The organism is Acinetobacter sp. ANC 4910 (assembly GCF_004331035.1).
GTDB lineage: Bacteria > Pseudomonadota > Gammaproteobacteria > Pseudomonadales > Moraxellaceae > Acinetobacter.
The window spans coordinates 66,188-90,947 of record NZ_SJNT01000009.1; the positions used below are offsets into that span (position 1 = coordinate 66,188).

Below are 24,760 nucleotides of genomic sequence, written 5' to 3' on the forward strand. Positions count from 1 at the left end.
GTACTTCAATCTGATTCAAGCTCAAATTATGATGTCCTATGACCGCATAATCAGTTAATATTTTTCAAAATAATTCAATAAATATGTGAAATATATGAGTGCAGAAGCGGATTCTCTTAGTCTCATCTCCCCAGTAATCTTGCTTACAGCCGCAGTCATTGCTGTACCAGTGATCAAACGCTTGGGGTTGAGTTCTGTTTTAGGTTATTTAATTGCAGGATTAATTATTGGGCCATTTGGTTTGGCTTTTTTCTATGATTCAGCATCAATTTTACATATCGCTGAACTTGGAATTGTGATGTATCTATTCGTGATTGGGCTAGAAATGCGTCCTTCACATTTATGGAGTCTAAGAAAGGAGATTTTCGGACTCGGAACTTTGCAAATTATCGCGTGTTCACTTGGGCTGACTGGCGTCGGCTTAGTTTATGGTTATCCTTGGCAAGTGAGTTTTGTGTGTGCTGCGGGTTTTGTCCTCACTTCTACCGCAATTGTGATGCAACTTTTGGGCGATCGTGGCGATATTGCACAACCTCGCGGACAAAAAATTGTCTCTATTCTTTTATTTGAAGATTTACTGATTGTTCCTTTACTCGCAATAGTCGCGTTTATTGCACCAAATCATGTTGTTGAAAGCACCTCGGTGCGTTTGCAAAATATTGGTATTGGGTTAATTTCAATTGCTGGTTTAATCGCAGCGGGCTATTGGTTACTCAACCCCCTATTCCGTCTATTAGCAGCAGCGAAAGCACGTGAAGTGATGACCGCAGCAGCATTATTGGTTGTATTAGGCGCAGCTTTACTCATGCAAATTAGTGGGCTTTCTATGGCAATGGGTGCTTTTCTAGCGGGCGTACTACTTTCAGAATCAACCTTCCGCCATCAAATTGAAGCTGATATTGAACCATTCCGTGGGATTTTACTTGGCTTATTTTTCCTCGGTGTTGGCATGTCCCTAGACTTAAACGTGGTGAAAAGTAACTGGCCACTCATTCTCAGTGCCGTCATTGCATTGATGTGTGTTAAAGCAGTGATGATCTATCTTACCGCGCGTTTAACCAAAAGCCCGCATACCGAAGCACTTGATCGGGCATTATTGATGGCGCAAGGCGGTGAATTTGCTTTTGTACTGTTTACCGCAGCAATGAGTGCACAAGTGATTAGTGCTGTCGAACGCTCGAATCTTACCGCAATTGTGGTTTTGTCTATGATTCTTACGCCAATTATCGGTATTCTATTTAAACGATTTACCCAAAAAACAGCACAAGTTTCATTAGACAATATACGCATTGCAGATGGGCTTTCGGGTAAAGTACTGATGATTGGTTTTGGTCGTTTTGGGCAAGTGACCAGTCAATTGCTCCTCGCACGAGGGGTGGATGTCACGATTATTGATAATGATATCGACATGATTCAAAACGCGGAACGCTTTGGTTTTACCATTTATTATGGAGATGGTTCTCGCTTAGATATTTTACATGCCTCAGGAGCGGATACGGCTGAAGCCATTGTGGTGTGTGTAGACCATAAAGACACCACCAATAAAATTGTAGAGTTGGTACAACATGAATTTCCTTTAACTAAACTATTGGTACGCTCCTATGACCGTGAACATGCCTTACATTTGGCCAAACAAAATGTCGATTACATGATTCGGGAGACTTTTGAGTCGGCTATGGTATTTGGTGGTGCGATTTTAGAAGAACTCGGCGTTGACCTAAATGAGGTTGAAGAAATTAGTCGTGAAATCCGAGAACGTGACAAAGAACGCTTTGAAACAGAAGTTGCGGCAGATGATGTTTATGCAGGAATTGGCCTACAGTACACAGGCCCACGTCCGACAGCACCATTAATCACGCCTAAGCATACAGGGCAAATTATTAATGAATGCGACACACAACAGTAATCAAGACTATAAAATTCATCAATAAAAAGAGGTCTAATTAGACCTCTTTTTTATATTTTGAGAAATTTTTATCGCGCTAAAATTTCATGGCACATTTGTCTTAACCATTGATGGCTGGTCTTATGATGACATGACATATGCCAAAATTGCTTTACGCTATACGTCGGAAATGCGATTGGTGCATTAAAAATTTGTAAATTGCCACGCGACAATAATACTTCGCTCAGGTAATAAGGCACAGTTGCAATCGCATCGGACTCTTGTACCACCAAACCGACACCCAAGTAACTTGGTAAGCGCATGATAATATTGCGTTTTAAATCCAAATTTAACAGTTCATTTTCAATATGATAATGACCAATGCCTGCATCAATATCAATATGTGACTCTGCCAAATACTGTTCAATGGTCAAATGATTTGGTGTTAGACGTGGATGGTTTTTCGCGGCAATTACCACATAGTATTGTTCAAATAACAATTGTTGATAAAAGCCATTTTCCATATGTGGCAAGAAACCAATTGCCAGATCAATTTCACCATTCGCCATTTGATAACTGGTTTCGGAAGTAATCGGACGCACATTTAATCTTACATGGGGTGCGTGCTGTTTCAGGTATTGTGACATCTTAGGCAATAACACCAAATGCGATACATCTGTCATGGCGATGTTAAATTGCTGATGAGAATTCATTTCATCAAAATCGATGGTGAAATTATTAATTAATTCAATTCGGTTTAAGGCTTCACTCACCAAAGGAAAGAGCTGTTTGGAAAGTTCCGTTGGCATCATTTCATTGCCAATACGTAAAAATAACGGATCGTTATAATGTTGACGAATTTTATTTAAGCTATTACTGACCGCAGGTTGGCTCATGCAGAGTTGTTCTGCAGCAACCGAAACACTTTTAAATTTATACACATAGAAAAAAATGCTAAGAAGTTTACAGTCAAGTTCGAACACTAAAATAGAAATCCTAATCTTATTTCAATAGGCATATATCATCGCTTTTTTTCGGATTTACGCCAATATCAAATTCTATCTTTTTCAGTGATTGTATGTATTTTCTTAATTATTTAAATTAATAATCTGCCCTCATGCATGGTTAGAATCTCCGCATCTAAACTTTTTAATTCATCCATATGATGTGTGACATAAATCATGGGTAAATTCAGTTCATCTTTAATGCGTTTTAAAAAAGGCAATATTTGTTGCTTGAGTTGACGATCTAAACCTGTAAGTGGTTCATCTAAAAGTAATAAATTGGGTGATGATAGTAATGCGCGTCCAATACAAACACGCTGGGCTTCGCCCCCTGAAAGTTGATGGGCTTTGCGTTGAATCAGGTGTTCTAATTCTAATAATTCTACAATTTGTGCAGAGTGAAATTTGATATTCTGAGGATCTTGAAGTTTTTCTGCATATTTTAGGTTTTGTTGAACATTTAAATGAGGGAATAACAAAGCTTGTTGAAAGACTAAAGCAACTTGTCGTTGGTGGGGAGCTAAGTTGATCTTCCGAGATGAAGCAAATAAAGTTTGAGAACCCAATTGAATATCACCCGATAGCGGATTGAGTAATCCTGCTATATTTTTGAGCAAGGTGGTTTTACCACTTCCCGATGAACCGACAATGCCTAAAATTGGGTGCTGCATTTCAAGTTGGATATCTAAATTAAAATCAGCTCGTTGATAACGGAATTTACAGCTCAACATGACTTAAACTCCTAATCTTTTTTGATATTTTTGCAAAATCACATAATTGGCAATTAATGCACTAAAGGCCAACAGCATAGAAAGTGCAACTAAGCGCATTGCCATTTCTTCACCGTTGGGTTGTTGCAGAAATGAATAAATTGCAATCGGTATCGTGCGGGTTTCATCTGGAATATTGCCAACAAAAGTAATGGTTGCACCAAATTCACCCAGACTACGGCTAAAACATAAGATGCTCCCAATAATGATACCTGGAATTGCCAAAGGTAAACTAATACTGCAAAACACCCGTATCGGACTTGCCCCTAAAGTTGCCGCTACTTGTTCAAGCTGTTGATTAATCAATTGAAAAGACAGACGAATGGGCTGTACCATCAAAGGAAAAGCTACAATCATTGAAGCGAGCACAGCGCCTTTCCAATTAAAAACCACCTGAATACCGAGTTCATTTAAGTAGCGCCCAATCCAGCCTTGTTGTCCAAATAAAACCAAGAGTAAATAGCCCAAAACCACAGGAGGTAATACCATCGGCATTTGTAAGATGGCTTCTAACAAAAATTTAAGCCGAAACTCATAACGTGCTAAAACCCAAGCCAATGCAATTGCAAAGGGTAAACTCAGCAATGTCGCGAACAATGCAACTTTGGCTGATAAATATAATGCACTGAGTTCCTCTGGGCTTAACATGGATTCAGTCCTATTGTTTTAAAACAAAACCACAGCGTTGAAAAATTTGCTTGGCTTGGCTATTCGTACGCACATATTGTTCAAATTGTTTGGCGTCTTGATTCGCTGCACCTTGCTGAGTCAGTGCAATGGGATAAATAATTGGATGATGTGAATTGGCTGGGAAAGTCCCAATAATTTTTACTTTCTGGCTAATGAGTGCATCGGTTTTGTAGACAATTCCAACAACACATTCCCCGCGTTCAACAAATGCCAAAGCAGCGCGCACATCATCGGTTCCTACAATTCGACCTTTCAATCGATTGAACCAATTCAGTTTAATTAAACTTTGCTTGGCATATTTCCCCACAGGAACCGATTCCATTTGCCCTGTACACAGGTATCCCTGAAAAGCTCCTGCAAAGTTAAATGCTGGTTTGGCTTGAAACGGAATATTTAATTGACGCGAGCTAATTGCGACCAATTGATTCAATAAAAAAGGACGGACTTGCTTACCGCTAATTTTCTGTTTTTGTACCAGATAATTCATCCAATCCAGATCCGCAGAGAAATAGATATCGCTACTTGCCCCTGCTTCTATCTGTTTGGCTAAAGCAGAAGATGCGCCAAATACAGGCACAATTTTAGTTTTTGGATATTGTGCTTGATACTGTTTGGAAATATCAGTTAAAGCATTGGTTAAACTGGCTGCGGCATAGACTTTTACCGTATTGGCATGTGTAGGAATACTCAAAATAGAGGTTATGACAATCATGAATACATGTTTAATTTTCATTGAATGACAACTCCTACATTTAGAGATGATCTTATCGTGAAGTTAAAGGAAAAGCCCTTGTACCGTTGATCCTGCACTTAAAACCTGATTTTCTGGAATTCGAACCAAACAATTGGCGTGCATCAGATTACTCAGCATATGTGATTGCTGCTTCGATAAATTTTCGACCCATAATTGCCCTTGCTCAAAATGAGCAAACATTCTCAGAAAACGTTCTCTCGAATCACTTTTAATGGATTGCTTTAAGGTTGCACTAAACCAGTTAGGTAATTGAGTCTGACCTTGTAATGTTTTTAATAAAGTAGCACCATAAATTTGCATGCCGACAAATACCGCAGCGGGATTACCCGGCAGTCCTAATAAATAGCAGGCATCACCAGATGCACGTTGATATTCTGCAAAGAGCATCGGTTTACCAGGTTTCTGTTTCACTTTCCAAAAGATTTGCTGAAAGCCCTGCGCTAATGCAACGGGTCGCACAAAGTCATAATCCCCAACCGAAACTCCACCCGTGGTCAAAATGACGTCGCACTCTTGTTTGAGTTGTTGAATCAATTGTTGTAGCGCCAGTTTGGTATCTTCGACATGATAAATGTTGACGTTTTGCTGCTGTTGTTCAAACCATGCTTGGATTAACGGGGCATTCGCATCAAAAATTTTACCCGAAGTAAAATCATCCAGTGTTTTAGCAACTTCATCTCCAGTAATGACCACAGCAACTTTGGGAAATTGATAGACTTCAACCTGTTGAACTCCTGCCATCGCCAATGCAGCAATGGCCCCAACACTTAAATGCTGTCCCTGGTTTGCCAGTCGTTGTCCACGACTCAATTCTTCTCCTGCATCACGAATATCGGCATGTATTTCTAAGGCGATATTGATTTGAATTTGATCAGGACCCAATGATGTGACAATTTCTTGCCTTGCAACTGTTGTTGTACCTTCAGGGATTTTTGCGCCTGTGAAAATACGTAGTGCCTGTCCGTGATTTAAGGTCAAATTTGTGTCTTGCCCTGCTCGGATTTCACCAATCAATTCAAACTTGGAATTCTCTAGGATTGGCTGATTGCTACATATGGCATAACCATCAACCGCACTTTGACTAAACAAGGGCAAATCAATTTCAGAGTGAATATCTGCTGCTAAGTATCGATTCAATGCCTGTTGCAATGGAATACTTTCACTGGCTAATGTATGAACTCGATCTACCATCGTCGCAAGGGCTTGATCTACACTCATCAATCCTGTTTCAGCACCACAACCCGACATTATTGATACCCTCCTGCATGGGGAATATTTTTCTGTACATCAAACAGATGAATTAATGCAGGTTGAATTGCAATGAGGGATTCTTTCGCACCCTGACGGCTTCCCGGTAAAGTGATCACTAGACTCTGGTCGATATAACCTGCAACACCACGACTAAGCGCTGCATAGGGTGTACGTTTCTGACCAAAACTACGAGAGGCTTCCATCAACCCCGGAATTTCTCGTTTCATTAATGGCTGTAGGGTTTCTACAGTAAGATCTTTCGGACCAAGCCCTGTTCCACCCACGGTCAGAATAAGAGGATACTCATTTTTTTGCTGTTCGATTAATGCCAACAGTTGTTCAGGACTGTCTGGAATCACCTGATACGCAATCTCTTTAAAATTGGCTTCTTGAAGGATTTCCAACACATTTAAACCTGCGGTATCAGGCTTTTTGCCTGCGGCAACAGTATCGGAGAGGACAATGATTGACGCGGGAATGGCATCTTTTAGTGCGCGAGTATAGTGAGACTTGCCCCCTTTTTTCTTCGCCAGTTTACATTGGTCTAAGCATAAATCTTCTGGTTCGCAATGTGGTTTAAGCATGTCATAGAGGGTTAATCCTGCCAGACTCACCGCGGTTAAAGCCTCCATTTCCACGCCTGTTGGGCCAATGGTTTCAACGGTTGCCGTAATTAAGACATGCTGCTCAAATAGTTCATATTCCACATCTGCACGGTAAATGGGTAAGGGATGACACAAGGGAATCAGTTCATCAGTACGCTTTGCTGCAAGAATTCCTGCGATACGGGCAGTTTTTAGCGCATCGCCCTTTTCAGTATTGCCATTGCGGAGCAGTTCAATACAATGTGCAGGCGCATACAAAATACCTGTTGCTACTGCGGTTCTATAGCTTTCGGCTTTCATGCCTACATTTTTCATGATGCTTTCCTATTGCTAAATATTAAACGGCTGCCGTTGCTGTGTGATGATGGTGTTGGCATGATCCATGATGGGTCTGTGACGCAACAGGCGTTGTAACGGCAACATAATCCTGATCTTTACGGATACAGCAACCTTCTACATATTGGCTCGAACCATCTACATAAAACTCTTCCTTCCAGACAGGGACTTCATGCTTGACTCGTTCCACCGCTTCTTCACAGGCTTGGAAGGCTTCTCGACGATGTGCTGCATAAGCCATGGCAATAATTGCAGTATCGCCGATATCTAAAGCACCAATGCGGTGAACCACCCGAACATAAGACACTTGGTATTTGGCTTGAATTTCTTGCTCAATGGCACGAATCATTTTTTCGGCAACAGGTGCATAAGCGGTATATTTCAATGCTTTGACCACTTTGCCTTCATGGTGATTACGTACTGTCCCGATAAAGATGCCAATGCCACCACATTCAGGAAAATGTTGAATACCATCAAAGTCACTTTGCGTTAATGCGGTGGTTTGAACTCGTGGGAAATTCTTCAGGCTCATCTGACTTAACCCCCTGCCACTGGCGATAGCAATACGAGTGTCATTGCATGTTCAATAGTGAAATGACGCGGGATAATGTCTTCACCCACTGCACAGGCACAGCGCTCAATCAGGGTTTTAGCTTCAGGATAAAGTGACATGACTTGGTTTAAGGCTACCCCGATATCACTATTGGGCGGGCTGTAAATCACAAGGTTTTCAGGCAATAATTTTTCAACGGCACCATAAGCTTCAATTTTAATTTGGATGGTTGAATTTGATTGCAACATATTAACCTCCGATCATGTGCATACTAATTTTTCTATGGGTTTGCTGGGCCTGAATGGCATGAAACCCTGCTTTTTTGTTCCAGATATAAGATTCAAGTTTCTGCTGTAACAGACTTGCATTTTGTTTTGTCTGAAGTTGCTCAATTTCAGGTTTAAGTGCTAGCCCCTGTGTGGCAAACAGGCAGTTATAAAACTCGCCTTGAGCAGTAAGCCTAACGCGATCACACTCACCACAAAAAGCATGGGTAATGGTCGAGATAATGCCAATTTGATGTCCGTCGACCCAATACTGTCTTGCTGGGCTACGCGTATGCTCTGTTAAGGGTTTTATGCTGAATTTGGTTGCAAGCATATCTAAAATTTGCTGTTCACTGACCACATGTTCAGCGTTCCAATGTCGGTCTCCATCCAAAGGCATAAATTCAATAAAACGCAGTGGAATAGCGAGGTCTTTTGCCCATTGCGCCAAGGGAATAATTTGGTCTTCATTTTGGCCTTGTATCAGTACACTATTGATTTTAAGAGGTAAACCGACCTCTAAAGCAGCCTGAATGCCTTCCAATACAGGTTGAAGCTGTTTTTGGGTAAGCTGAAAGAACTGTGTTGCATCTAAACTGTCTAAACTGACATTAATATTGTCTAGCCCCGCGAGTTTTAAATCCTGTGCATATTTTTTTAAGTAATGACCATTGCTGGTCATCGAAATTTGTTTCAGCCCTATTTTTTTCAGTTTTTGCAGTTCTGCAACAAAATGTACAACACCCTGACGCATTAAAGGTTCTCCACCTGTAATGCGAATATGTTCAATCCCGTTTTGCACCATAAATTGGCAAAACTGAAACAATGCCTCAAAACTCAAAATCTGATGTTTTTTCATCCATTCTGGATGTTCAGGCATGCAATAAACACACTTAAAATTACAGCGATCGGTCACTGAAATTCTGAGTTTACGCTTGCTGCGACCAAATTGGTCAATAAAAGCAGCCCTTGTTTTAAGTGTTGATATTGTCATACGTGTTATTCCAGTTGGGAATGACCGATTGCACAATGATTGTGCTTATTTACCGATTGCACTTTCATTGTGCTCATAGCTATGAATTAATTAGCAATAAGTGTTCCAACTTTGTGCTATCTCTGGGTTTAGTTAAGAAATTTTAATTGTTGGTACTGTTGTAGTTCATCAAGTGAGTTAATACTGTGAAAAAATAGGTTTTTATGATTAAACCGTGCAACTTGAGGGTGCAGTTCAGCAAAACACTTTTTTAGACTGAACTGTTTTAGTTCAATGTTTCGGTTTAATTGCTCTAACGCACTGCGTTTTAACAAACAGAAGGGATATAGTGCGCGTCCATTCAATTCGACATAAGCTACTTCTGCCTGTGCACTTTTTGCCAGTACGGCATGAAGTTTCTCAAGTACACGGGATGGAATATAGGTCACATCGCAAGGAATAAATAGAACATAGTCCGATGGGACATGTGTCCAAGCGCTTTTCATGCCCATCAGTGGACCTAAAAACCCAGATTCCTCATCTTGATAATAGGCAATGCTCGGTACCAATGCGCGGTAAAGTGAATAGTCACGATGACTATTCACCCAGATAGAATTCACTTTATGTTTTAGGGTTTGATGAATTTTTAAAAGCTGAATCTGATCATCAAAAGTTTGTAAAAGTTTATTCATCCCATTCATACGTCGCGCTTGTCCTCCTGCAAGAATGACAAGATCAGTGGTAGGATAAGTTTGAATCATTCCACATCCTCCGTTTGACAGGCTTTAATTAAGCCGCGAATTTCAGGTAGGCAAGAACCACAATTGCCTCCTGCTTTTAAGCAAGCTGTAACTTGCTTTTCATTGCTAATGTTTTTCTCTTTAATAGTTTCAATAATTCGATTTTTACCCACTTTAAAGCAACTACACACCAATGGGCCTTCATTGTTGTTCATCGAAATAGGTTGACCCGCCAATAACGCTTTACGGTGCATGGCACTCAATCGTTCACGCTTAAATAATCCTGCAACCCAGTCTCGGTCTGGCAGTAAAGCACGTGGGGCAATATATAAACTGGCTATCAAAATGCCATCTTTTAAGACAATGCTATGACTGATTTGTGCCGAATGATCGTCGACATTTAACCATTCAAAACTTTCATCTTGAAACGGTAAAAGTTCTTTTAAATGTTTGGTAATGTCATCGTATTTACGGCGGTCTGCCAGTTCATAACGAACAGCTTTGGCAGTAGTTACTTTGGTCCACCACACACAGGCCTCCATAGAGGCCTTGACCATAGCGGCGTACTCATTGCGAGCATAAAATACGCCCTGCCATTGAGTATAAAAAGGTTGTAGCATCACGGGTGTGTGCTTAAATTCTGGCTCACCTGAAATAGCATCTACCACAGGATTGACCACTCGACCAATGCGGGCATCTGAAGCGACTTGATCGTTCCAATGGATGGGAGCAAAAATTTGCCCACGACGGATACCTTGCGAAATAGAAGTTTTTAAGACACAGCGTCCCCAAGTCGAAGACACTTCGACCAAGTCCCCTTCTTTCAAGCCATATTTCAAAGCATCCTGTGCATGAATCTCACAAAATGGTTCTGCACGATGCGTACTTAAGTTGGCCGATAAGCCTGTTCGACTCATGGTATGCCACTGATCACGAATACGACCTGTATTCAAAGCCAGAGGATATTCACTGGTACAGGCATTTACAGGAGCAATATTTTCAACAGCAATAAATTTGGCTTTACCATCAGGATGGCTAAATTGCCCGTTAGCATAGATATGTCGTACTGTTTCAATGGACTGCTGTTTATCCCATACTGGCCACTGAATGGGATTGAGATCATCGTATTCTTGTTCCGTTAGCCCTGTTAAACCTTGTAAATTAAAATAACGGAAAGTCTTTGATTCATCACGTTGTGCTAAGGGTACATTTTCACTGGCTGAAAGTTGTGCATGCTCGTTAAATATTTCGCTGACATTTTCAAAATTAAAACCAGAAAATCCCATTCTTTTTGCCACTTGCGAAACTGTCCACCAGTCTGCTTTAGCCGTTCCCGGCGCATCTAAAAATGCCCGTTGTCTGGAAATACGTCGCTCAGAATTGGTCACCGTGCCATCTTTTTCTCCCCAACCTAAAGCGGGCAGTAAAACATCGGCAAATGCTGTCGTATCGGTGTTCTGGCAAATATCCGAAACCACCACAAAAGGACATTTTTCTAAGGCACGTTTGACCTGATCTGCATTGGGTAAACTCACCACAGGATTGGTGGCCATAATCCAAAGCGCTTTAATTTTACCACTTTCAACGGCTTCAAATAAATCAACTGCTTTTAATCCAGCAGATTTAGCAATGACGGGACTTTGCCAAAAGTTTTGTACCAATTGCTGATGTTGAGGGTTATCAATATCTAAATGAGCTGCCAACATATTGGCTAAACCACCCACTTCACGGCCACCCATCGCATTCGGCTGACCTGTCATTGAAAATGGTGCTGCCCCAATTTTCCCAATTTTTCCACTATATAAATGGCAATTGGTAATGGCATTGGCTTTATTCACGCCTTGCGAAGACTGATTGACCCCCATTGAAAATAGGGTCATTACTCGTTCAGTCTGTGCAAATTTTGCATAAAACTGTTGTAATTTCTCCAGTGTAATTCCTGTTTGTTTTGCGACATCTTCTGGATTTTGTTCTGCTTGGCTGCTCTGCAAAGCAGCGTCAATACCTTGCGTATATGCATCAATAAAGGATTGATCAGCACACCCATTTTGATGTAAATATTGTAGGAGTCCATTAAAGAGAGAAATATCTTGCCCTGGAAGAATGGGCAAATGTAAATCGGCTTGTTCACAAGTACTGGTAAAACGTGGATCAATCACAACCACAAAAATATCGCGTTCGGCTTTGGCTTGCATAATCCGTTGATACAATACGGGATGACACCACGCCGTATTTGAACCCACCAAAACCACCATATCGGTTTGTTCAAAATCCTGATAACTGGCAGGAACAATGTCTTCACCAAAAGCCCGTTTATGTGCGGCCACAGCAGACGACATACATAGACGGGAATTGGTATCAATATTGGCTGTACCTAAGTAGCCTTTCACGAATTTATTCACCACATAGTAATCTTCGGTCAGTAATTGCCCCGATACATAAAATGCAATGCTTTCAGCCCCATATTGCTCTATACAGCTTTGGAATTGCTGTGCAATTTGATTGAGTGCAGTATCCCAAGTTGTGATTTTTTGCTGTGTATTTCTTCCGAGCATGGGCTGTAATAAACGCGTTTCTAAGCCAAGGGTATCCGCCAAATTACTGCCTTTAATACACAATTTTCCATAGTTGGAGGGATGTGATGCATCCCCCTCTACACTCACAACTTGACCTTGCGCCGTATGTTTGACATGTGCAACTACACCACAACCCACACCACAGTACGGACAGGTGGTTTTTGTGCTCTCGGTGACTGGAGCAGTCGAACTTTGGAGTTCCACAAATGGAATACTGGTCATACGGTGCTCCCTCTTCTTAGGTTTAAACTCATGGCAGCAAAAATATAATGGTTGTTGAATTAGCCTACTTTTTTTAATGCAAAATCCCGACCAAAAAGCAGCTTATTGCGAATGTTGGAAATTGGGGTTTGATCTGCAATTAATTCGGCATACCAAGCACCATCTTCCGTATCTCCAAACAAAACAGCTCCAATGACTTTGTCCTGTTGAATAATGATGCGCTTATAAATTTGACGTTTTTCATCATTTAAAATGATGTCTTCAAAATCATCTTTAGGCTCAAAATTCCCTGCCGAAAACACATCGACACCACTGACTTTTAATTGGGTTGGAACCGTTGGGGCTTTAAAGGTCAGACTGCCATGTTCTGCCAAGTGGCTCGCGCAAATAAAAGCTTGTCCCCATAAAGGCTCGACTAAACCAAAGGTTTGACTGCGATGTTCAATACATTCACCCACTGCATAAATACTTGGGTCAAAAGTTTGCATGGTGTCATTCACCATGACGCCACGGTTGGTTCTGAGTCCTGCGCTTTGCGCTAGGCCAATATTCGGGCGAATACCGACTGCAAAGACCACCAAATCTGCATCTAATACGGTACCGTCTTTTAAACGCACTTGGCTGACTTGACCATCAGTACCGATTAGCTCTTCAGTATTGGCTTCGGTAATAATCCGAATGCCTTTTTGCTCAATACTATGACGAAGCATTTGACTGGCACGATCATCCAGTTGACGTTCCATAATTCGATTCATTAAATGTAAAACGGTGACATTCATACCACGGCGTTTTAAGCCATAGGCAGCTTCTAAACCGAGTAAACCACCACCAATCACCACTGCATTAGGTTTGTTTTCACAATATTCCAGCATGGTTTTGACGTCATAAATATCACGGAAACTTACGACGCCTTTTAGGTCTGCGCCTTTTACTGGCGGCACAAAAGGTTTAGACCCTGTGGCTAAAATGAGTCGGTCATAATCCACCACAATGCCTGTTTGGGTATGTACTTGTTTGCGTGGACGATCTATTTTCACGGCAGGATCATCTGCAATAAAACGCATACCTTTGTCGCTATACCATGCGTGTGGATGCAACATAATGTCTTCTACGGTTTTTTCACCTGATAACACGGGCGACAGCATAATGCGGTTATAGTTACCCCACGGTTCTTCACCAATTACGGTAATTTCATAACGATCTGGTGCCATATCCAATAAATCTTCAAGACAACGCATACCTGCCAAACCATTTCCAACCAAAACCAACTGCATTTTTTCTGAAGAAGGCCCATTGTTGGTGATATAGGTTTTTTGCGCTGTTGGACTCACCCAAACACGTCCATCCTGAATTTTGGTTGGGAACACCAGTAGTTTTTGATCTTTATCTTCTAAGCAACGTCCAGTGGCTAAACTAAAATGCTGCTTATAAATGGGTGATGCGATGACGCGTTCACCTTGCAAGTCGCCAATAATGCCACGGCTCATGACATTGGCTTGGCTGAAAGGGTCTTTATTGCTCAGCGCATAAACGCGTTTCTCTGTCCCTACACGGAACAAAGCGATCGCTTGTCCTTCAACCAAAGCCCCTACGCCCGTATTCGGGGTGATGTCATTTAAATCACAGACCTCAACCCAGTTTTGATCTGGAAGCATATTTTTATCATTTAAAATAGTCATTTATGTTCTCCTTATTATGCTTCAACCATTGGAATACGGTCTTCAGCGCGTTCTGCGCTGTTTAATGGGCGAATTTGTCCGCGTTCTTGGGTAAATTGAATATGCGGATCAGCTTGCTGCTCAGCATTGGCATTGATATAGGTTTGGAAACGTTTACGAATTTCAGGGTTCTCAACCGCAGTACGCCATTCATCTTGATAGGTTCCAACAATGTGCTGCATACGACGTTCTAGTTCTGTGGCTAAACCCAGTGAATCTTCAATAATCACAGATTTCAGATAATCCAAACCACCTTCCATGTTGTCGCGCCATACGCTGGTGCGTTGTAAACGATCTGCGGTTTGAATGTAGAACATAAAGAAACGGTCGATATAGCGAATCAGCATTTCGGTATCTAAGTCAGATGCGATTAGTTCTGCATGGCGTGGTTTCATGCCGCCGTTACCACAAACATAAAGGTTCCAACCTTTTTCAGTGGCAATCACGCCTACATCTTTACCTTGAGCTTCTGCACACTCACGGGTACAACCCGAAACTGCCATTTTTAATTTATGTGGTGAGCGTAAACCTTTGTAGCGGTTTTCGAGGAAAATGGCCAAACCGACTGAATCATCTACACCATAACGGCACCATGTACTGCCAACACAAGATTTAACCGTACGTAATGATTTACCGTAAGCATGACCAGACTCAAAACCTGCGGCATTCAACTCTTCCCAAATCAACGGCAGTTGATGCACTTGTGCGCCAAACATATCAACACGTTGTCCGCCCGTAATTTTGGTGTACAGGTTGTATTTTTTAGCAATTTGACCTACAGCAATTAAGCCATCTGGTGTGACTTCACCCCCTGCCATACGTGGTACAACGGAGTAAGAACCATCTTTTTGGATATTTCCTAAGTAGTAGTCGTTACTGTCTTGCAAGCCTGCATGACTTGGTTCAAGTACAAAATCATTCCAGCAAGAAGCCAAGATGTTTGCAGCCGTTGGTTTACAAATATCACAACCCAAACCATGCCCATGCTGGTGAATCAGGTCATCGAAGGTTTTAATTTCATTCACACGAACCAAGTGATACAGCTCTTGGCGCGAGTACGGGAAGTGTTCGCAAATATGATTGTTGACCGTGACGCCTTGACGTTGTAATTCAGATTTCAATACCTGCGTTACTAATGGTGCACACCCCCCACAAGCCGTCGCAGCTTTGGTACATTTCTTTAATGCCCCCAAAGAGGTCGAGCCGTCACTAATCGCTTGACAAATATCGGCTTTCGATACGTTATTACATGAACATATCGTCGCACTGTCTGGCAGTAAATCGACGCCACTGCCGCCTGCTTTGGCACCTGAGTCGGTAAACCCTGGCATGATAAGGCTTTCTGGGACTTCAGGTAATGCCAGACCATTCAACATCATTTGCAGCAAGTCGCTATATTCTTTGGCATCACCCACCAATACCGCGCCCAAAAGTTTGGTTTTTTCTGCATTGACCACAATTTTCTTATATACCAATGCAGCTTCATCGGCATAGAAATAGCTTAACGAATTTGGAGTCATGGCATGTGCATCACCGATGGATGCGACATCTACACCCATTAACTTCAATTTAGTGCTCATGTCTGCACCAGCGAAAATATTACATTCTTGCTGCATCATATGCTTGGCTGCAATACGTGCCATGTCATAGCCCGGTGCCACTAAACCAAAGATTTTATTGTTCCAAAGCGCACACTCACCAATGGCATAAATATCGTCATGACTGGTTTGGCAATAATCATTAATGACAATACCGCCACGCTCGCCAATGGCTAAACCGCTTGAGCGTGCCAGTTCATCGCGTGGGCGTATGCCTGCCGAGAATAAAACGATATCCGTTTCGAGTTCTGAGCCATCGCCAAATTTCATTACATGAACTGCGGATGCCCCATCTTCAATACATTGAGTGGCTTTTTGGGTGTGAACTTTAACCCCGAGGTTTTCAATTTTAGTGCGTAGTACTTTGCCGCCTAAGTCATCAATTTGCACGGCCATTAAGCGTGGCGCAAATTCCACCACATGCGTTTCTAGGTTCAGGTCACAAAGTGCTTTTGCTGCTTCAAGTCCCAATAAGCCACCACCAATCACCACACCTGTTTTTGCATTTAAACTTGCAGCTTTAATAGCATCTAAGTCTTCGATGGTACGGTAAACAAAACAGTTTTGACGTTCATTACCCGGAATTGGCGGTACAAAAGCATAAGAACCTGTGGCTAAAACCAATTTGTCATAGCTAAGTGTTTCACCCTGATTGGTGGTCACCAATTTATTTTCTGGATCAATTGCAGTAGCTTTGGTATTTAAACGTAGGTCAATTCCATAGGCATCGGCAAAGTCTGCACGTGCAAGTGATAAATCTTTTGCACTTTTTCCAGAAAAGTATTCAGTTAAATGCACGCGGTCATATGCCAAACGTGGTTCTTCTGCCAAAATGGTAATTTCTACTTCGTCACCTGCCTGCTCAAGTACACTCTCAATGAACTTGTGCCCGACCATACCGTGACCAATCATAAGTAGTTTCATATTCTTTCTCCTTAAATTTTTTTTACTTATGCCATGTTGTTACGATCAAGCACGGCTTGCTCAAATAAACGTTGTTCTTTCTCTTTATGTTCGACCGAAAAGCGAATCATGAGCACAAAACTTGCTGCAATCACCACCAATCCACCCAGAACCATGAGGCAAGTTTGAATATCTAAGACACCTTTAAGTAGGAAACCTGCTGCAACCGCACCCACGTTGCCCCCCGCACCGATAATACCTGCAACTCCGCCTAAGGCATCACGATCAATAAATGGCACCAGTGCATAGGTCGCACCGCAAGCCATGTGAGTAAACAAAGCAAACACCGTCATGGTTAAAATGGCCAATACCGCAGTGTTCATTTGTGAGAATACAATCAGGAACAAACCTTCCATCAGGATCATGCCGAACAAGACTTTAGTGCGCCCATCCAAGCCTTTTTTAGTTGCAACCTTGTCCGAAATAATGCCACCCAGAGCACGGGCAAACAGTGCCAAAAGTCCAAAAATACCCGCAGCCAAACCTGCTTCTTTTAGTCCAAAGCCAAAGTTTTCCACGTAGTACATAGCGACAATGTTATGAATGAAAATTTCGATACCAAAACATGCGGCATAAGAGCCAAATAGAATCCAGACACGATAGTTACGGGCTGCATGCATTAAGATGTTTAGGCCACCTTTTTTCTCGCTACCAACTTGAATGCCTTGAGCACGTAATTCCTTAAAGTTGCCTTGCGGACAATCTTGTGTGTATTTCCAGTACAGCCCGCCCACAATCAACATCATGACACCAGGAACAAGTAAGGCAATTCTCCACCCCATAGCTTGTTCGACACCGAACATCACTAAAGCTGAAAGTAGCAGTGGCATTAAAGCTTGAGTGGCACCGCCCCCCGCATTTCCCCAACCCGCAGTAGTAGCATTTGCAGTCCCGACAACATTCGGGGCAAACATAATGCTAGTATGGTATTGAGTGATGACGAAACTTGCGCCAATTGCACCGATGAGCAATCTAAAGAATAGAAAAGATTCATAACTGTTGGCCGATGCAACACCAAATACAGGAATGCTGCCAAGAATAAGTAAAGTAGTATAAGTTTTGCGTGGACCGTATTTGTCACAGAGTGGACCAACAATCAAGCGAACCAAAATCGTAATCGCAACGGCTGCAATATTAATATTCGCAATTTGATCTTTAGTTAGATGAAATTCGCCTGCAATGACAGGCATGAGCGGTGCACAGGCAAACCATGCAAAGAAGCAGACAAAAAAAGCGAGCCAACTCATGTGGAAGGCCCGCATCGCTGAAGTCTTAAAATTAAAAAGACTTATTGTTGTGGCTTTTTTCTCATATAAATTTGAAGACATAACCCTCTCCTTCCTGAACTGAACGTATATAAATTCCTGCTCGGCAGAGTGATCTGCTTTACAGGTCGATCAGAACGGACATCGTTGGCCGTCTTACAAATTTTTTAAGAGTCGTCTTTGACTCAAGATGAATAATGCAATTGCTATGCCAATATTGGTGTTATTCAATTAAGATACTGTTTTAGTTAGATAATTTTATAAATAACGATTGTTTTTTATATTAGTGCTGAAATTATGCTCAATCTCAAAGATTGAATGATTACTATCGAAACACCCCATCATGTGAGTTTTTGCCACGAAATTGCACATTTTGCTTTGTAATGGTGCACAGATGAATTTTAGAATTTGCTTATTTGTATTATTTTGTATGTTTAATCACCAAAATGGCACATCGGCATGTTTATTGCTTACTAATGCTACAAAATAAACATCAGTTCTGCCCTGATTAGCAGCCCAATAGCGATCGCTCAAATATGCCAAAGCTTAAAATTGCCCTGATTGATGATGATCAAGATCGTGCCAACTATATAAAAGATTCACTGCTTCAGCACGATTTTGATGTGGTGGCCTGCTTAACCATCGATCATTTAAATATGTTCAAATTAGAACATTTGCAGGCCGATGTCATTTTGCTGGATATGGATCATCCACATCGTGACATTATTGAAAGTTGTGTGAGTCAGTTTGATTTACCGACTGTGCTATTTACCCAAAATAGCCAAAAAGAGATGATTAAGAGTGCCATTGATGCTGGAATTACCGCTTATATTGTCGATGGTATTGATCCTGCAAAATTGGACAGTATTTTAGAGATCTCGATTGAGCAGTTCAAAAAACATAAGAAATTACTGGCAGATTTGAAAGAGACCAAAAGTAAACTCGCCGATCGGAAAGATGTCGAAAAAGCCAAAGTTCTTTTGATGCAACTGCATCAACTCACTGAAGATCAAGCATTTCAGTTACTCCGTAAAAATGCCATGAGCCATCGGATTACCATGGGAGAAATGGCGCGTCGCCTACTCGATGCGCAAGAATTACTACAAACCAAGTTGAAGGATTAAGCTATGGCTACATTAGAAAAAACACATATTCAACTTGGCTATATTCCATTGCTCGATTGTATTTCCATACTTTGGGCAAAACATCGTGGTTATTTTGATGAACTTGGATTAAATGTCACACTGGTTAAAGAAGCCTCTTGGGCCAGTTTGCGAGACCGTTTGGCTTTTGGATTATTAGATGCAGCACACTGTTTATCAGGTATTTTACCTGCAGCCTCAATCGGTACAGATCATATTGGCATTCCATTTCAAACCCCTTTGGTTTTAAGTGTAAATCGCGCTTATATCAGTTTAAGTCAAAAATTATGTTTTGATCTGGGCATTACCCATAATGACACCGCAAAGGAAGTCGCAGCTAAAGTTGTGACCGCGATTCAACACGGGCAAAATATTCAATTGGCACATGTATTTGCCAATTCCATTCATCATTTTTGTATTCGTGAATGGCTCGCACTGGCAGATGCAGAATTAGCCCAAAGCATTAAACTCAGAATTTTACCGCCACCTTATATGGTAGAAGCCTTAAATAATCAGGTGATTGATGGGTTTTGTGTCGGGGAACCTTGGAATACGCAAGGTGAAGTCTTAGGATTGAGTCAAATTGTGGCTTCTAGCCAGAATATTATTCCTGAAGTTGCCGATAAAGTGTTAGCTGTGACCAAAGAATGGGCGACAGCCCATCCGAATACCTTAAAAGCGATTACTCAAGCCATTCAAAAAGCCCAGCGTGAAATCAAAACCATGCAGGATTTTAGCCAAATTTGGGCATTATTAACCGAATATGAGGTTTTACAATTTGAATGTTCCGATCGTATCCACGTTCAAGAATTTTATAAAATTCAAAATATTATTCGAAATTTCATAGAAGATACAGCCACCCCTAAAGTTGAAGATTTTGAATGGCTGATTCAGCAAATGGCGAAATGGAGCAATGTTCAAGTGAATCATGCTGAGCTTAAAAATTTAAGTCAGCAATGTATCATTCAACTTTAGCTTTTATGGCTTAGATTAAAGTTTTCGCAAGGTTAAGATTTGTTCGCTGCGACCAAAGGGGCCATGTACATCATGCAGGACTGCACTGGTCAAACCAATGCCATCTGTACCATATTGCTGTTCGACGTCTAAACCTAACCATTGTCCCTGAGGAATACGATACAAATGAATTTGCAAATCTAAATTTGGAAATGCCCAGCCCGCTTGAGGGTCTTGGCGTGGCACAACACCATTTGCAGTATCCACCATACCCATGAGTTTGACAAAATCTGATGTGGTTTTACCTTCCACCATATTACATGGGTTGGTGAGCCAAACGAGTCCTTTTCCTGCTCTGCGGGACGCTTCAGCACGGGTTTCAATACTCTGAATATAACCGCCTGGCCAGCACTTCATGCCATCCCAAACAGGTAATTGCTCTGGATGTAGAACTTTTTGATCTTCAAGTCCCGCAATACTATGCGTGTCTTGGGTGAGCATTTTCCATGCACGGGCCACAATACAGGTTTTACCATTGGCTTGCATTTCGCTTTCAATCAGCTCAATGGTTTTTCCACCTCGAATCAAACGTGTGGTAATACTAAAATCGCCAAATCCAATTAGACCAAAAATATCGAGACTAATACGCCCTATTCGCATGTCATCTCGAGGTAAAAATTGTTCCAATTCTGCACAAATTACGCCTGTTGCAGGTGCCATATGTTGCTCATGCGGATTCCAAGCGCCTTGTGCATGAATATTTGATTGATAATGTGCAGTTACACTTCCATCCACATGTTGTTCGCGTTGTATTAAACGATAATAAGCAGGCATATTCATATCCTTATTCTTTTGTGTATTCCTAAATTAAGTTTGTTGTTTCAATGAGCATTATTTCACTGCACAAAATCCGTAATAATTTAGAATTTGGCTGTAGGTTTTAACCTTTTTAAAGCCAACATTGGATAAGAGCTGCTGCCCCATTCTTGGCGAGACCAAGAAAAAATCTTGCTGTAAACGTTCAACCATTTTTTCACTCTGACCTTCTGTTAAGCCATTATTTTCACAAAGTTGCTTCAGTACAAAAATTTCATGGGCTTCTGTTTCTTTCATTAAGTCATAAGTCAGCAGCATCCCATTGGGCTTTAGTTGAGTAAAGATGTCTTTAAAGAAGTTTTGCTTTGATTCCAATGGAATAAAATGAGCCACCAGAATGGATAATACTGCGTCAAAAGTATGAGTTGTGCCGATAGATTTTGTATCGCCATGAATAAAGCGAATACGGCTTAAAACACCTTGCTTTTCTAGATGTTGCTTTGCCTTACATAACATGACATGCGATGGATCTAGCGCAGTAAAGTTCCAAGTTGGATGCTTTTGCGCCAAATATTGAATTTCATATCCTGTTCCACAGCCCACCACCAAAATATCTACATGTTCTTGTTCGGCATAATGATGAGTTAAAATGGCATCGACTTGCTGATGCGTTAACTCATAGCCTGGAATAAGCTTGCGGATATGTTCATCGTATCCATCCACCACTTGTTGGTTATTAAAGTCTTTCGCCATGTTGCACTCTATTTAATTGTTATGTAGATGATATGAATGTGCTAAATGCTTTTTCATCATTGCGTGCTGCTTTCAGATTTTGCTTAAGCTACCGACATTGCATCCAAAGTCAGTTCCGCAATGGATGGTTTTGGTCTCTCAACCGTTAAACCTAATTTTTGAAATAATTGTTGATCTTTGCCCTGTGCGACATTAGGCGTCGTCAGCAGTTTTTCACCCGAGAAAATGGAATTTGCACCTGCCATGAATGCCAAGGCCTGATCACTGTTAGTTAAAGACTCCCGACCCGCAGAAAGACGAATATAGCTTTTTGGCATAATAATACGTGCAACAGCAATGGTACGAATCCATTCAGTGACATCAAGTTTTTCAACATCTGCCAATGGCGTGCCTTCAATTGGAACAAGCATGTTAATTGGCACGGATTCTGGGTGAATAGGTAAAGTCGCAAGTTCAAGTAATAGACCAATACGATCGGCAGTGTCTTCACCCAAACCCACAATACCGCCGCTACAGACTTTCATGCCTGCACCACGTACATATTCAAGCGTATTTAAACGATCATCGAAAGTACGGGTACTGATGATATTGGGATAGTGTTCCCGTGAGGTATCTAAATTATGGTTGTAATAGTCTAAACCTGCTTGTTTTAAGCGTTCAGCCTGAGACTGATTTAACATGCCTAAAGTCATGCACGTTTCTAAACCTAAAGCTTTTACTTCACGAACCATTTCTAGTACATAAGGCATATCGCGCTCATGCGGGTTACGCCATGCAGCCCCCATACAGAAGCGAGAAGAACCAGACGCTAATGCTTCTTTGGCTTCGCTAATGACCTTGTCTACAGCAATACGCTTTTCTGCTTCTAGTTTTGAATCATAACGTGCAGATTGCGAACAATATTTGCAATCTTCAGGACATTTTCCTGTTTTAATAGAAAGCAAAGTGCTGACTTGAATCTGGTTCGCATTAAAATTTTGTCGATGTACTTGTTGTGCCTGAAAAACCAAATCTAAAAAGGGTTGCTGATATAGATTTTGTATTTCTGTGCGAGTCCAATCGTGACGAAGTTGCATCATGATTTCCTTATTCTATTTGATTTATTCAGACTTTTTCGTTTTCTCCCTTTACCCTAAAGCAGAGTAAAGGGAAACTCCGAGTCAGATGATTACGTTATGCAATATCTTCCAGTAAATTCAGCTCTTTACGCATGAATTCTTGAAGTCGAAATTTTTGTGCTTTACCTGAAGCGGTCATTGGAAACTCGGTAAAGAAACGCACATAACGTGGCACTTTATTATGTGAAATATGTTCAGCACAGTAACGTCGAATACTTTCTTCTGTGGTTTCATGGTGCTCATGCAAAATGATGCAAGCACATAGTTCTTCACCATAACGTGCATCTGGCAGACCAATCACCTGTACATCGCTGACATCTGGATGGGTATATAAGAAATCTTCAATTTCTTTCGGGAACAGATTTTCACCACCGCGAATCACCACATCTTTGATGCGACCTTTAATTTTTACAAAGCCATCATCATCCATTTCAGCAATATCACCTGTGTGCATCCAGCGTGCGTTATCAATCACTTCTTGGGTTTTTTCACCATCTTCCCAATAGCCCAACATCACTGAATAACCACGAACACAGAGTTCCCCGAGTTTGCCGCGCGGCACGACTTTGCCTGCTTCATCCACAATTTTGATTTCTAAATGCGGATGTACACGACCTACTGTACCGACACGTTGTTCAACCGTATCACTGGTCGAGCTTTGTGCACTCACAGGTGCTGTTTCGGTCATGCCATAACAAATGGTAATTTCCGTCATGTGCATTCGCTCCATGACACGTTGCATGATTTCGCGCGGACACGGGCTACCTGCCATAATGCCTGTACGTAAGCTACTCAAATCAAAGTCATTGAATTGTTCATGCTCTAAAGTGGCAATGAACATGGTGGGCACACCATAAGCTGCTGTACATTTTTCTTGCTGAATGGCTTTTAAACTATCTAAAGGATTAAACACAGCCGATGGGTAGACCATGGTTGAGCCATGTGTAATACAGGCTAAATTCCCCATCACCATGCCAAAACAATGAAACAAAGGGACTGAAATACACACGCGATCTTGCGGAGTTAAATGAATCGCTTCACCGACAAAATAACCATTATTTAAAATGTTATTGTGCGTAAGCATGGTGCCTTTCGGGTTGCCCGTCGTCCCAGAAGTAAACTGAATATTAATGGTTTCATCAAACTGCAACTCACTTGCAACCCCTTCTAAATGATCAAGTTGTTTTGCTGTAGGTTGCCCCAAAAGATCTTGAAAACGATGAATACCTGTATGCACGGCATCATCAATTTTAATCACGTGTTTTAAATGAGGTAAGCGTAGTGAACTTAATAATTTATTTTCAGCCTCTTGAATTTCAGGTGCAATTTTTAATAAAAGCTCTTGATAATTGGTGGTTTTAAATTGCGATGCAATGACTAAACCTTTACACGACACCTTATTCAGTACGTATTCTAGCTCGTTACTTTTATACGCAGTGTTTAGGTTAACGAGAATAATACCCGCTTTAAATGCAGCGAATTGAGTGATGGTCCATTCCACACAATTGGGTGACCAAATGGCAAGACGATCGCCTTTTTTGAATCCCAGTTTGAGTAAGCTACAAGCAAAAGCATTCACCTGTGCTTGTAGCTCTTTATAGCTTAACCGTACATTCTGATGCACACTGACCACAGCATCCTGATCTGCATATTGCACGCATGCCTGATCAAATTTTTCACCAATGGTCATGCCCAGTAAAGGTTGACTGCTGGTTCCATACGCATAGCTTAACCGTACCTGTGTCATTTGAATCACTCTCCTTGATTCTTTGTAATTCTGATTCTTACTGTTTTATTTTGATCACAGA

21 protein-coding genes are annotated in these 24,760 nt (G+C 41.4%); 3 read left to right on the plus strand and 18 right to left on the minus strand.

Going from position 1 to position 24,760, the window contains the following annotated elements; translation table 11 throughout:
* Positions 1 to 94: 94 nt before the first annotated feature.
* A complete protein-coding gene (locus E0H82_RS11280; protein WP_131264839.1) occupies positions 95 to 1,906 on the plus strand; it encodes a monovalent cation:proton antiporter-2 (CPA2) family protein in 1,812 nt (603 codons plus the stop codon).
* Positions 1,907 to 1,974: 68 nt separating this feature from the next.
* Here the strand turns inward: E0H82_RS11280 and E0H82_RS11285 are convergent, their stop codons facing one another.
* From E0H82_RS11285 to E0H82_RS11350, 14 genes are all read right to left on the minus strand, one after another.
* Entirely contained in the window at positions 1,975 to 2,868 is an 894-nt protein-coding gene (locus tag E0H82_RS11285) for a LysR substrate-binding domain-containing protein (protein WP_131264841.1), read from the minus strand.
* 113 nt (positions 2,869 to 2,981) lie between these two features.
* Entirely contained in the window at positions 2,982 to 3,620 is a 639-nt protein-coding gene (locus E0H82_RS11290) for an ATP-binding cassette domain-containing protein (RefSeq protein ID WP_131264843.1), read from the minus strand.
* 3 nt (positions 3,621 to 3,623) lie between these two features.
* Positions 3,624 to 4,307: a molybdate ABC transporter permease subunit gene (gene modB, locus E0H82_RS11295; RefSeq protein WP_131264845.1), complete on the minus strand. Its 684-nt coding sequence runs from the start codon at positions 4,305 to 4,307 to the stop codon at positions 3,624 to 3,626.
* Between the two features lie 10 nt (positions 4,308 to 4,317).
* On the minus strand, positions 4,318 to 5,082 hold the full coding sequence (modA, locus tag E0H82_RS11300) for a molybdate ABC transporter substrate-binding protein (RefSeq protein ID WP_131264847.1): 765 nt from the start codon (positions 5,080 to 5,082) through the stop codon (positions 4,318 to 4,320).
* 42 nt (positions 5,083 to 5,124) lie between these two features.
* The gene (locus E0H82_RS11305) at positions 5,125 to 6,351 is read right to left on the minus strand and encodes a molybdopterin molybdotransferase MoeA (RefSeq protein WP_131264849.1); all 1,227 of its coding nucleotides are present in this window, start codon (positions 6,349 to 6,351) and stop codon (positions 5,125 to 5,127) included.
* Complete coding sequence (gene moaCB, locus E0H82_RS11310) at positions 6,351 to 7,274, minus strand: bifunctional molybdenum cofactor biosynthesis protein MoaC/MoaB (RefSeq protein WP_131264851.1); 924 nt, start codon at positions 7,272 to 7,274, stop codon at positions 6,351 to 6,353. Before moaCB ends, E0H82_RS11305 begins: the two co-directional genes overlap by 1 nt.
* Before the next feature lie 22 nt (positions 7,275 to 7,296).
* Complete coding sequence (locus E0H82_RS11315) at positions 7,297 to 7,827, minus strand: molybdenum cofactor biosynthesis protein MoaE (RefSeq protein ID WP_131264853.1); 531 nt, start codon at positions 7,825 to 7,827, stop codon at positions 7,297 to 7,299.
* Between the two features lie 5 nt (positions 7,828 to 7,832).
* Positions 7,833 to 8,096, minus strand: coding sequence for a MoaD/ThiS family protein (locus tag E0H82_RS11320; protein WP_131264855.1), 264 nt, complete (start codon positions 8,094 to 8,096; stop codon positions 7,833 to 7,835).
* A gap of 1 nt (position 8,097) precedes the next feature.
* Positions 8,098 to 9,108, minus strand: coding sequence for a GTP 3',8-cyclase MoaA (gene moaA, locus E0H82_RS11325; protein WP_131264857.1), 1,011 nt, complete (start codon positions 9,106 to 9,108; stop codon positions 8,098 to 8,100).
* 128 nt (positions 9,109 to 9,236) lie between these two features.
* Positions 9,237 to 9,848 (minus strand): molybdenum cofactor guanylyltransferase, encoded by a 612-nt coding sequence (gene mobA, locus E0H82_RS11330; protein ID WP_131264859.1) that lies wholly within the window; start codon positions 9,846 to 9,848, stop codon positions 9,237 to 9,239.
* The gene (locus E0H82_RS11335) at positions 9,845 to 12,625 is read right to left on the minus strand and encodes a nitrate reductase (RefSeq protein WP_131264861.1); all 2,781 of its coding nucleotides are present in this window, start codon (positions 12,623 to 12,625) and stop codon (positions 9,845 to 9,847) included. The genes mobA and E0H82_RS11335 overlap by 4 nt, the downstream gene beginning before the upstream one ends.
* A gap of 59 nt (positions 12,626 to 12,684) precedes the next feature.
* Positions 12,685 to 14,304 carry a nitrite reductase small subunit NirD gene (gene nirD / locus E0H82_RS11340; protein WP_131264863.1) on the minus strand — a complete coding sequence of 540 codons (1,620 nt, stop codon included), beginning with the start codon at positions 14,302 to 14,304 and terminating at the stop codon, positions 12,685 to 12,687.
* A gap of 14 nt (positions 14,305 to 14,318) precedes the next feature.
* The gene (nirB, locus tag E0H82_RS11345; RefSeq protein WP_131264864.1) at positions 14,319 to 16,865 is read right to left on the minus strand and encodes a nitrite reductase large subunit NirB; all 2,547 of its coding nucleotides are present in this window, start codon (positions 16,863 to 16,865) and stop codon (positions 14,319 to 14,321) included.
* Between the two features lie 26 nt (positions 16,866 to 16,891).
* Positions 16,892 to 18,232, minus strand: coding sequence for an MFS transporter (locus tag E0H82_RS11350; protein ID WP_131264866.1), 1,341 nt, complete (start codon positions 18,230 to 18,232; stop codon positions 16,892 to 16,894).
* A gap of 473 nt (positions 18,233 to 18,705) precedes the next feature.
* Between E0H82_RS11350 and E0H82_RS11355 the strand changes: the two genes are divergently transcribed.
* Positions 18,706 to 19,293, plus strand: a complete 588-nt coding sequence (locus E0H82_RS11355) for an ANTAR domain-containing response regulator (RefSeq protein WP_131264870.1) — start codon at positions 18,706 to 18,708, stop codon at positions 19,291 to 19,293.
* Between the two features lie 3 nt (positions 19,294 to 19,296).
* A complete protein-coding gene (locus E0H82_RS11360) occupies positions 19,297 to 20,286 on the plus strand; it encodes an ABC transporter substrate-binding protein (protein WP_131264872.1) in 990 nt (329 codons plus the stop codon).
* A gap of 15 nt (positions 20,287 to 20,301) precedes the next feature.
* Here the strand turns inward: E0H82_RS11360 and E0H82_RS11365 are convergent, their stop codons facing one another.
* The 4 genes from E0H82_RS11365 to E0H82_RS11380 form a co-directional block, all read right to left on the minus strand.
* A complete protein-coding gene (locus E0H82_RS11365) occupies positions 20,302 to 21,099 on the minus strand; it encodes a thioesterase family protein (protein ID WP_131264874.1) in 798 nt (265 codons plus the stop codon).
* Positions 21,100 to 21,156: 57 nt separating this feature from the next.
* On the minus strand, positions 21,157 to 21,834 hold the full coding sequence (locus E0H82_RS11370; protein WP_131264876.1) for a class I SAM-dependent methyltransferase: 678 nt from the start codon (positions 21,832 to 21,834) through the stop codon (positions 21,157 to 21,159).
* Between the two features lie 83 nt (positions 21,835 to 21,917).
* Positions 21,918 to 22,910: a biotin synthase BioB gene (gene bioB / locus E0H82_RS11375; RefSeq protein ID WP_131264878.1), complete on the minus strand. Its 993-nt coding sequence runs from the start codon at positions 22,908 to 22,910 to the stop codon at positions 21,918 to 21,920.
* 97 nt (positions 22,911 to 23,007) lie between these two features.
* Positions 23,008 to 24,699 (minus strand): AMP-binding protein, encoded by a 1,692-nt coding sequence (locus E0H82_RS11380; RefSeq protein WP_131264880.1) that lies wholly within the window; start codon positions 24,697 to 24,699, stop codon positions 23,008 to 23,010.
* Positions 24,700 to 24,760: the final 61 nt, after the last annotated feature.